Origin of the sequence: Bacteroides sp. (genome assembly GCF_030151085.1) — a bacterium.
GTDB lineage: Bacteria > Bacteroidota > Bacteroidia > Bacteroidales > Bacteroidaceae > Bacteroides.
Window position 1 is genome coordinate 1 of record NZ_JASLER010000045.1, and the last position, 11,779, is coordinate 11,779.

7 protein-coding genes and 1 riboswitch are annotated in these 11,779 nt (G+C 39.5%); of the genes, 5 read left to right on the forward strand and 2 right to left on the reverse strand.

From position 1 onward, the window contains the following. Both Q1W14_RS08440 and Q1W14_RS08445 read left to right on the forward strand, forming a co-directional pair. Nucleotides 1-2,913: SusC/RagA family TonB-linked outer membrane protein (locus tag Q1W14_RS08440; RefSeq protein WP_300700676.1), on the forward strand; the 2,913-nt coding region annotated here is incomplete at its 5' end. 40 nt (nucleotides 2,914-2,953) lie between these two features. Next, nucleotides 2,954-4,822: a SusD/RagB family nutrient-binding outer membrane lipoprotein gene (locus Q1W14_RS08445; RefSeq protein WP_300700678.1), complete on the forward strand. Its 1,869-nt coding sequence runs from the start codon at nucleotides 2,954-2,956 to the stop codon at nucleotides 4,820-4,822. A gap of 92 nt (nucleotides 4,823-4,914) precedes the next feature. Here the strand turns inward: Q1W14_RS08445 and Q1W14_RS08450 are convergent, their stop codons facing one another. After that, complete coding sequence (locus Q1W14_RS08450) at nucleotides 4,915-6,117, reverse strand: hypothetical protein (RefSeq protein ID WP_300700680.1); 1,203 nt, start codon at nucleotides 6,115-6,117, stop codon at nucleotides 4,915-4,917. A 224-nt stretch (nucleotides 6,118-6,341) separates the two neighbouring features. Between Q1W14_RS08450 and Q1W14_RS08455 the strand changes: the two genes are divergently transcribed. Both Q1W14_RS08455 and Q1W14_RS08460 read left to right on the forward strand, forming a co-directional pair. Next, the gene (locus Q1W14_RS08455; protein ID WP_300700682.1) at nucleotides 6,342-7,031 is read left to right on the forward strand and encodes a response regulator transcription factor; all 690 of its coding nucleotides are present in this window, start codon (nucleotides 6,342-6,344) and stop codon (nucleotides 7,029-7,031) included. After that, complete coding sequence (locus tag Q1W14_RS08460; RefSeq protein ID WP_300700684.1) at nucleotides 7,006-8,799, forward strand: ATP-binding protein; 1,794 nt, start codon at nucleotides 7,006-7,008, stop codon at nucleotides 8,797-8,799. Before Q1W14_RS08455 ends, Q1W14_RS08460 begins: the two co-directional genes overlap by 26 nt. A gap of 114 nt (nucleotides 8,800-8,913) precedes the next feature. On the opposite strand, the gene Q1W14_RS08465 is transcribed toward Q1W14_RS08460, so the two are convergent. Next, nucleotides 8,914-9,966 (reverse strand): hypothetical protein, encoded by a 1,053-nt coding sequence (locus Q1W14_RS08465; protein ID WP_300700687.1) that lies wholly within the window; start codon nucleotides 9,964-9,966, stop codon nucleotides 8,914-8,916. A gap of 198 nt (nucleotides 9,967-10,164) precedes the next feature. Continuing rightward, nucleotides 10,165-10,362: riboswitch (cobalamin riboswitch) on the forward strand. Between the two features lie 272 nt (nucleotides 10,363-10,634). Between Q1W14_RS08465 and Q1W14_RS08470 the strand changes: the two genes are divergently transcribed. After that, a partial coding sequence (locus Q1W14_RS08470; protein WP_300700688.1) for a tryptophanase occupies nucleotides 10,635-11,779 on the forward strand: 1,145 nt, incomplete at its 3' end.

Here is an 11,779-nt window from a genome sequence, read left to right on the forward strand (position 1 = left end):
TCCTATGCTGTAACTCTGCAAGACGATGCACAAGCATTGAGCGAAGTGGTAGTAACCGCTATGGGTATTAAAAAAGAAAAGAAAGCATTAGGTTATTCTGTACAGGATGTAAACAGCAAAGAACTTTTAAAGAATAAAAACGCTAATGTTATTAATTCTTTAAATGGTAAAATTGCGGGTGTGAATATCACCCAAGGTAGTGGTGCGGCTGGTGCAGGTGCAAGTATCATCATTCGCGGTGGAACATCACTGGAAAGAGACAACCAACCTCTGTTTATCGTTGACGGCATTGTCTATGATAATGGTGTGGATATTGGTGGCAACTCAGGCTTTGACGGCGCACAATCCACAAACTCAACATATAGCAACCGCGTTATGGATATTAATCCGGAAGATGTTGAAAACATGTCTGTATTGAAAGGTCCTGCCGCTGCTGCACTGTATGGCTCACGAGCCGCTGCCGGTGTTATCATCATCACTACCAAGAAAGGACAAGAAGGACGAGTTGAAGTTAATCTATCTACTAAATTGAGTACGAGTTGGGTTAATCGTTTGCCAGAACAACAAAGTACTTATAAACGTGGTACTTTTGGTGACACTGGCATCTTTACTGACTTAGGAGTATTGAACTCATGGGGTGAAAAATTTGCACCAGGCGAGCAAGTTTATGACAATGTCGGCGATTTTTTCAAGAACAGTCTAACTTGGGATAATAATGTCAGCATTGCCGGTGGTGGGAAAAACAATAATTTCTACCTTTCTATCTCTCGTTTCAACCAAGATGGTATAATCCCTGAAACCGGATATACCAAAAATACAATTCGATTTAATGGCGAGCAAAAATATGGTAAACTTACCGTAGGTGCCAACATAGCTTACTCTATTGCAAATTCTGATAAATCGTTAACAAGTGGTGGTCTTTACGAATCAGGTGGAACAGGTGCTATGAATTCTGTATACCGTTGGCCGAGAAATGAGAATATGTCCCATTGGTTGAATGATGACGGGAGCAAATACCGCTTATTTCCCGATCAACTATTAGCCGATGATATTGACAATCCGAACTGGATTGTAAACAAAAACCAAGTGAAAGATAAAACAACACGTTTCACTGGCAATGTCAACCTGAAACTTGACTTGTTTGATTGGTGGAAGATCTCATATACAGCCGGAACAGACCGTTACACTACCAACACCCAACGCTTAATAGAGCCAGAATCAGGTGTGAAGCTTTTATGGCAAAAAGGTATGTTGTCCGAGAGTGACCGTGTCTATGAATACTTGACATCAAACTTCATGATGAATTTCAATAAGAAAATTTCAGATTTCGATCTTAATTTATTGGTAGGACAGTCAGTAGAAGACACCAAAGTAACCACAAACCGCCGTATGGGTTGGAACTTCGTAGTAGATAATTTTTTCTCTATCAATAATACAGCCGAAACAGACCGTAGTATGGCCCAGGCCAACAGCCGTAAACGTTTAATGGGTGTATATGGTGAGTTCAGAGTAGGTTATAAGAGTATCGCATATTTAACAGTTACAGGTCGTAATGACTGGACTTCAACATTACCAATAGATAACCGTTCTTACTTCTATCCTTCTGTAGGCGGCTCTTTTGTTTTTTCTGAATTATTACCAGAAAACAACATACTCTCTTATGGTAAAGTCCGTGCTTCATGGGCTCGCGTTGGTAAAGATGCCGATCCTTATGTAACCAATACATACCTTGATCCTCCTTTTATTACAATTGGTGGAAACGGATTGCAGAACAGCTGGACACATGGCAATCCATTCTTGATTCCTGAAAAAACAGAGTCTACTGAGATCGGTTTGGAAATGAGATTCCTAAAAGGACGTATCGGATTTGATTTTACATATTATACAAACAAGAGTATTAACCAGTTGCTTAGTCCTCGCACAAGCCAGACTACAGGATATATTTTCATGACGACAAATGCAGGTGATATTGAAAATAAAGGTATGGAATTATCTATTTCCGGTACCCCTATTCAGAACAAGAACTTTACTTGGGAAACAACATTGAACCTTTCTGGTAACCGTGGCAAGGTAAACAATCTATTACAAGGTTTGGATATTCTTTATGTAACCGATGTACAGGTAGGTAATGCAAAGGCAGCCTCTTTTAATGGCGGTAATTTTATGGCTATTTCCGGCTCCAAGTGGTCAAGAGATGACCAAGGAAACGTTATCCTGAATAAAAAGACAGGTATGCCGACCTCCAATAATGAAACGACCTATGAATTAGGTAACCGTGAACCAAAGCTACTGGGTGGTTTCAATAACACGCTTACCTATAAGAATTGGTCGCTCTCCATGTTGTGGGATTTCCGCATTGGCGGTGATATTTATAATGGTACAGATTATTTCATGACATCTGCCGGTATGAGTATGAGAAGCGCAAACCGTGAAAACTTAACAGTAGAAGGCGTGGTTACCAATGGTAAAGACGCTGAGGGTAAAGAAACATATATTCCGGCAACCTATACTTTCAGCGCCGACAAATTCTATAATAGAAACGACTACTCGCAAGAAGTTCCTGCCGGTTCGGAAAATGCACTTAGTGGAAAATCCATTATCCGTAGTTATTGGACAAGCAGTTACACGTTGGAATCAACGAATTATATGACTGATACAAGTTGGTTACGTCTACGCTCAATTGCATTGACTTACACATTCCCCAAAACTCTGCTCCAAAAGACAAAGTTTATCAAAGGATTGTCCGCTACGGTTACAGGAACGAATTTACTGCTTTTCACCAATTATAAAGGAATGGATCCTGAAACAAGCGCAGCCGGTTCGGGTGCAATTGGTTCAAGTTCCGTAGGTATTGAATATTGCGGTGTACCTGCTACAGCAGGAATGTCATTCGGTTTGAATGTGACATTCTAAATCTGAATTGTAGAATAGAACAAATTAAAAAGAATAAGTTATGAAAAGATTTAAATATATTTGTTTGAGTGCATTATTCGCTCTTGGCATAAGTTCTTGCACAGACTATCTGGATATAAATAATAATCCGGATAATCCAAACAGCACGATTCCGTCGGCTGCTTTACGCCTACGCGCCATTCAAGCTAATTTTGTAGATGCTTATGAATCATCCGGTACAAGAGGTTGCTGGATCACAGGTAATATAGTAAAAACCAGTGGTACTGCTTATAATGACTATATTGTTAAGTGGCGACCGGCAACTGCTTCATGTACATGGCCCTATCAGTCATGGTTCATTTATACAGCTTCAAATATACCTGACTTATTGGCTAAAGCTGAAGCAGAAGAAGCATGGCACTATGTAGGCGCAGCCCAATTAATTCATGCATGGGGCTTCATGACAATGCTAGACTTATATGGAGAGATGGCTTACACAGAAGCACTTACAGCCAACATCACTCCTAAATATGATGATGGAAAAGCCATTTATGAAGGATGTATGGAAATGATTGACAAAGCTATTGAAAACTTCCAAAAAGAACAGCCTGAAACTGCTGAAGCCTTCGCAGACGGCGATACATGGAACAGTGGTAGTGTACAAAAATGGCTTAAACTGGCATATGGACTGAAAGCACGATGGATGATGAATGCATCTAAAAAAGCTGATTTTAGTCCGCAAGCAACGCTAGATATCTTAGCTAAGGCAGCAGCATCCAATGAGGACGGAACCATTATGAATTACAGAAATTCAAACTTAGATCAAGAAAGTGGGATAAAGGCATTGCAGTTTGGTAATTTAGCCAATACTACTTCACGTATTACCAAATGGTATTTAGACTTGCTGACAAATACATTTACAGGGGGGAGTGCCGTTGACGACCCACGCACAAATCTACTTGTTCCAAGCGGACAATTTCTAAACAAGAACGGCGAGTTGGAATATAGACGTACAGTGGGGGTTGACTTATATAGTAACATCCGCAATGCTGGAGGTCCCGTTACATTTGATGTTTTTTCCTCAGATAAGCAAACTGCCATCAACTTCTTGAATGGAACCAAATTAGACCCAGTCAGAGACATTTGGGCCTCTGGTACTACCGACGAAGCACGCAAAGGTGATTCCATCTACGTTCCTATTTATTCTGAACACTTAAGTTGGATTACTTCTTCACCTGGCGATCCAAAAGACGACCGCTATATCGCTAATCGTTATAATGGTAAAACCACACGTATCATCTCAACCGGTACTTTCTATACACGGGCCGATGCTCCGGGACATTTGCTTTGTTATCCGGAAGTTTGCTTCATGAAAGCAGAATGCTATTTCCGCTTAGGACAAAAGGGACAAGCTCTACAAGAGTATAAAAAAGGTATTCGTGCTCACATGGAATTAATGAATGAAAAGCTGGCAAATTACGACCAAAGTATTTATGGAAAGCAGATTATTCCAGCAGAAGAAATAGATGCATTCCTTGCTAGCAAAGCCGTTGCACAGACTGAAGGAGAACTAACTATGGCAAAGATAATGCAACAAAAATTCATTGCATGCTCCTATTCTATCCAAAACTGGAATGATATGAGACGATTCAATTACGGTGCCGGAAATATCAAAGATTACGGTGTAGTATATGTCGATTTCGACCGTCCTGCTGAATTTGATGCTGAAAGTGGTCGCCATTTTACTTCGGATAATCCTTCGGACAGCAGATATTGGTTCCGTCGTTTTCAACAGGCAAGTCTTGAATCAGACTATAATATAAATAATCTAAAAGCATCTAATAAAGAAGCTCTAGAGTTGACAATCAATTCATGCCCGGTTTGGTGGGATTGTGCATCCGACGAAGAATACTATAGCTATATCAAATAACTATTGAAAATGACGAAGACTCTAACAGTCTTCATTCATAGATGATGATGAAGCAGCCGGTTCGCGAGAATCGGCTGCTTATTTATCATCTCTTATCTCCCTATCGGCTGAATTCTTCTTCTTACATCCTTCGAAATTTCCAAAAACATATAATTCAGTTTACCGGAATGAATGCCGGCTTCATTTTGCTTATACTTCTTATTAGCATATTCTTTGGACTTATCAAAAGTAATGCGCGACATCTGATTCTGTGATTTACCCACCATGGTAGAATCCAGCTGTTCATCAGGAAAGAAATCATCCAGATCCACATCGCCAATCATGGTCGTTTCGAGGAAATTCATATCTTTATGATTGGAATCAGTATAATATCCTACAAACATGTGTCCGGGGGTACGTACCAAAATAGGTTCTATATTAATCGCACGAAGTAGAGAAGCAAACAATACGCTGCCATCCACACAATTAATTTGCGAAGACTCCAAAGCGTCATCAAACGTACGCACACGTTGCGAAAATACTACATTACTGGATAAACTGGTATTGGACACCGAACTATATCGGAAGTTTCTTTTCTGCAATACATTCCATAAAGCATAAACTTGTTTATCTACCGCATCAGCACTTCCTGCCTGATAACCTAAAAAGCGATTTACAATACGGGTATTTAACGCTTCACGTAACAGTTGGTCGATCATGGGATTCTCTTCATTGACGTATGCCGCAAAGAAAATGCCGGTATCATGGAATTTCGTTCCATTGGAAACATATCCCAACAGACATTCATTAATGCTACGAACAGAAAAAGTACGAACCCGCTGCCCCAAATCCTTCCCATTCATCTCCACTGTAATTGCAACACTTATAGGTTCTGCCTGGTTTATTTGTTTTAAAGCTTCATAGTTCCAAATCACATCAGGATATATGGTATATTCCGTTCTCGGCTTTGCCAATACAAACTCTGATACAGAGCGGGAGAAAAATGGTGTTTCAGCTACTTCTACCCGCACCTTACTATAGGCTTTACCTGAACGGATACGAACTGCAATGCAGGATTTCGGATTCCCTACATACATAGAATCAACAGGTACAATAACCTGTGCATCAGTTGTAGCAACTGAAAGTATACTGGATGGAAAAATGTTCCCGCCCAACTCATCCGTAATCTCGAAACCGGAACGGAAAGGTGCCGAATTCAACCATATAGAGCCAACCACAACTAATGCCAATATTGCGATTATGATCGGTAAACGCCACTTATGAGATCCTTTACCCATATTTATAAGTTCTTTCATACAATCAGCCTGTTTTTCTACACAAAGGTAATAATTAGATGCTATTTTACGTCCCTTTATCCTATCATTTATTGTTTTAATACACTATTCTAATCCGTAACCGAAATGTAACACTTGTTTCATTACATCGTAACAAATTAGCCGCAACTTTGTCGCAGAAAAGAAATAAAGTTTAACTTTGTGACGAGAGAATTGTTGTCCTTATCACATTAAATAATAATGCAATGAACGATTACCGGATTTTAGTAGTGGATGATGAAGAAGATTTATGTGAAATCTTGAAGTTCAACCTTGAGAATGAAGGCTACGAGGTAGATATGGCTAATTCTGCCGAAGAAGCTCTAAAAATGGACATTGGCAGCTATGATTTATTATTATTGGATGTCATGATGGGAGAAATTTCCGGTTTTAAGATGGCAAGTATACTTAAAAAGGATAAGAAGACAGCCAAAGTGCCCATCATCTTTATCACTGCCAAAGATACAGAAAACGACACAGTTACAGGCTTCAACCTGGGAGCTGATGACTATATTTCTAAACCATTCTCATTGCGTGAAGTCGCCGCACGCGTTAAAGCAGTGTTACGTCGTACACAACAAACTGAAACTCAACAAGCACCGGAACAAATTGTCTACCAATTGCTGGTACTGGATATTGTTAAAAAGAAGGTAAGCATCGATGGAGAAGAAGCACCCCTTACGAAAAAAGAATTTGAGATTTTATTGTTGCTACTGCAAAACAAAGGACGTGTTTTTTCTCGTGAAGATATATTAGCCCGCATCTGGAGTGACGAAGTTTATGTACTGGATCGTACCATCGACGTAAATATCACCCGCCTGCGCAAGAAAATTGGAATATATGGTAAATGCATCGTAACTCGTTTAGGATATGGATACTGCTTCGAAGCCGAATAAAGATACTCATTTCTTATCATTTAGCCGGAAGTTATTTCTTTCGGTTATCTCATTATTCCTTGTATTTGCCATCTGCTTCATTGCTTACCAGTATCAACGTGAAAAAGAATATAAGGTAGAGTTGCTGAATATGCAGCTACAGGATTACAACGAGCGTTTGCATCAGGAATTACAGGAAACTCCTGATAGCATGCGGCAAAATATGCTGGATACCTATATTTCCAATTATAAAAACAAGGACATTCGTACCACAGTAGTAGATTTGCATGGGAATGTAATGTTTGATAGCTATAACAAAAGTAATCACGAACTGGCCAACCACATTAAACGCCCTGAAGTACAAACTGCCCTGAAATATGGTAAAGGATACGATGTCAGGCGTACATCGGAAACTACCGGTATGCCCTACTTCTATTCTGCTACAGTTTATGATGACTATATTATTCGCTCGGCCCTGCCTTATAACGTAAATTTAATGAAGAATCTGGCAGCCGATCCACATTACCTTTGGTTTACTCTTATTGTAACGCTGCTATTAATATTCATCTTCTACAAATTCACATCCAAATTAGGAACTTCTATCACCCAATTACGTGAGTTTGCTAAGCGGGCAGATAAAAATGAGCCGATTGAGATGGACATACAATCTGCATTTCCACACAATGAGTTAGGAGAAATATCGCAACATATTATTCAGATATATAAGCGCCTGCGTGAGACTAAAGAGGCGTTATATATTGAACGTGAAAAACTCATCACCCATTTACAAACTTCCCACGAAGGTTTAGGGGTATTTACGAAAGATAAAAAAGAAATATTGGTAAATAATCTGTTTACGCAATATAGCAACCTCATTTCAGACTCTAATTTGCAGACTACTGAAGAAATTTTCTCTATCTGCGAGTTCCAGAAGATTACCGACTTTATCAGTAAGGCTCAAAAGCGTCCTACTGATAGGGAAGAGAAGAGAATGTCTATCAATATCAACAAGAATGGTCGTATCTTCATCGTGGAATGTATCATTTTTCAGGATCTCAGTTTTGAGATTTCTATCAATGACATTACACAAGAAGAAGAACAGGTAAGATTGAAACGGCAATTGACACAAAACATCGCTCATGAATTAAAAACCCCTGTTAGCAGCATACAAGGTTATCTGGAAACTATTGTAAACAATGATAATATTCCCCGAGAGAAATTACACACCTTCCTTGAACGCTGCTATGCACAAAGCAACCGTTTAAGCCGATTATTGCGTGACATCTCCGTATTGACCCGAATGGACGAAGCCGCCAACATGATCGATATGGAAAAAGTAGATATTAGCGTATTGGTTACCAACATTGTCAATGAAGTTTCTTTGGAATTAGAAGAAAAGCATATCACAGTAGTCAATTCTCTGAAGCCAAAGATACAATTAAGAGGAAACCACTCTTTACTCTATTCCATCTTCCGTAATCTTATGGATAATGCCATAGCATACGCCGGCAACGATATACATATCAATATTAGTTGTTTCCGCGAAGATGAGCACTTCTACTATTTCAGTTTTGCTGATACAGGAGTGGGTGTTACCCCGGAACATCTGAATCGCTTGTTCGAACGTTTCTACCGGGTAGATAAGGGACGGTCACGAAAACTTGGCGGAACAGGATTAGGATTGGCAATCGTAAAGAACTCAGTTATCATTCATGGCGGAACCATCTCAGCTAAAAATAATCAGGGCGGAGGATTGGAGTTTGTATTTACACTGGCGAAAGAAAAATAAAGTTCATCTGGTAAATTAATAATGAATGAAGTATTTTGGATAAAGCTACACCTATAGCTGCGTAAACTCACACAGAGATAAAAGTGAGAGGTTGCAGCTATAGGTGTTGACTTTTTAGTTGGGAATAGCAGGAGGATAGTTAAACGGTTCCGGCTGCTTACCATTAATAACAATGTCTATTGCTGCCCCTTCGGTCCAATCGGACATCTTTTCTGCTAATTTAATTTTTTCATCCAATCCACATACATTAAACACATACATCATATATTCAGCATTTATCTTTGGATGATAGTTCGCTTGCGTATCGATATGATTGCTACTATTCATTGTACTTACATACCGATTGAGAGCTGTACAAGATAGGCCAAGTGCTTTTTCAGACGCTACTTTTATTGGAGTTCCCAACCCGATAAATTCAGTATTTGAGGAAAACATGCCTTCAATATCGTCCAAAATTACTCCAAAATAAGATTGTGGTGTAGGACTATTTTTCTCAAAAACTTGATCTGCCCCGCCGCCAAGATAACTTTTACTGTAAATTTGACCAAATTTACTATGAGCAATGCAATTTTTCGAATGATGACCAGGTGCAATAAATGCTATTTGCATAGATGCCCCTCCTATTTCTAGAATGCCATACGTACCATCTAAAGACCATCGACTTTCGGTCCATCTCAACTTTCCATTTTTATAGTTCGCCGCTATCCATGCATAAAGTCCTTCATATTGCCCAGAAATGGTCATGGCTCCTTTCAACTCATAACCCGTGAGAGATGTTCTTCCCATCTTATCGTAAATTTCACTTGCAGTTACACCATTTACCAACCGCATCCCAGCAGTTGCCAAAACATATAAATCAATCGCTTCATCCTCTGGGACCTTATATCTACTTGTCATTGTAGTCAAAAAAGAAGTGACTGCTGTTTGGTTATTATCAATCTTGGATAATGTATCCCCTTTTGAAGCGGCTTTCTGTACCTCGCCAATAGGATACAAAACTGTTAATACTTTAGTATTAACATCAATATCATATACATACAATCTCGACCCAGAACTTCCTGCATCAATAATTGCAATCTTTTTCGCCGATAGCCCCCCTACAACACTTAGCAAAAGTATCGCTATTAGTGCAAACGCTTTAACTCTAAATTTCAATAAATCTTTCATACTTGTTCGTTTATAAATTTCTCCTACTCTTTTCAATATATGGCTTTTCGGAATCCACCATTTTGCAAGTCTACGCGACAAATGTAAAAGGGAAATAAGACATAATACAGTTTGTTTTATAAACAGCATTTATTAAAGACAATCGTAGATATTGGAAAGAGATGATGTCGTTTTTTGTACGCATTCTCATTTTTTTTCTTATCTTTGCAACGCATTGGTTCATCACTTCTTTTCGGAAGTGGCGATTAAAAGGGAATTAGGTGTGAATCCTAAACAGTCCCGCTGCTGTAAGTTTCATAAATGGTTGCAGACATTACTTATGCCACTGGATATTGTCCGGGAAGGCGCCTGTAACAGAAACAAGTCAGAAGACCTGCCGTGCATGTATTATCATTGCTTTCGAGGAAAAAGCGTTGAGTCTAATGAGCTGGATAATTCGTCCATCATTTCATTCATCAAACCTAATTCAGAGAAAGTAAAAAGATAAATAAACTCTGCCAAGTTTATTTGAATGATGTCCGGTCGAAGTGATTTCGCCCGGACATTTACTTTTCAAAAAGTCACAAAACAATTGGTTATTATTGATTAAATAACTATATTCGGCACATAAAACAAAAGAAAAAGGTTTTATCTACTGACCTATTGTCAAATCCTTAAAAGTATAGAACATGGAAATCCCATTTGCCGAATCATGGAAAATTAAAATGGTGGAACCTATCCGTAAAAGCATCCGCCAAGAACGTGAGCAATGGCTGAAAGAAGCTCACTACAACGTATTTCAACTTAAATCGGAACAAGTTTATATCGATCTTATCACCGACTCGGGTACAGGAGCCATGAGCGACCGCCAATGGGCAGGCATGATGTTGGGAGACGAGAGTTATGCCGGCGCTTCTTCTTTCTTTAATCTCAAAGAAGTTATCACACGTCTCACAGGATTTGAATATGTCATCCCCACCCACCAAGGACGGGCTGCTGAAAATGTACTTTTCTCCTATTTAGTGCACGAAGGAGATATTGTTCCGGGAAACTCCCATTTCGATACGACTAAAGGACATATTGAAGGGCGCAAAGCCATAGCTTTAGATTGTACAATAGATGAAGCCAAACAAACGCAACTTGAGGTACCTTTCAAAGGCAATGTCGATCCTGCCAAACTGGAAAATGCTTTACTGGAGTTTGGAGAAAGAATACCGTTTATTATCGTTACCATTACCAATAATACTGCCGGCGGTCAACCCGTTTCCATGCAAAACCTGCGTGAAGTACGAGCCATTGCCGAGAAATATAACAAACCGGTCTTATTTGACTCTGCCCGCTTTGCCGAGAATGCCTATTTCATCAAAAAGAGAGAGAATGGGTATCAAGATAAAAGTATCAAAGAGATTACCCGTGAAATGTTTGCTTTTGCAGATGGTATGACTATGAGTGCCAAGAAAGATGGAATAGTCAACATGGGCGGTTTCATAGCTACGCATCTGAAAGACTGGTACGAAGGCGCCAAAGGTTACTGTGTGCAATATGAAGGTTACCTGACATACGGTGGCATGAATGGCCGTGATATGAATGCACTTGCCATCGGTCTGGACGAGAATACCGAATTTGACAATCTGGAAACCCGCATCCGGCAAGTGGAATATCTAGCCAAAAAGCTGGATGAATATAATATTCCCTATCAACGTCCGGCAGGTGGACACGCCATCTTTGTAGATGCGCCCAAAGTATTGACTCATGTTCCAAAAGAAGAATTTCCCGCACAAACCTTAACCGTGGAACTCTATTTGGAAGCAGGTATACGTGGATGCGAAATCGG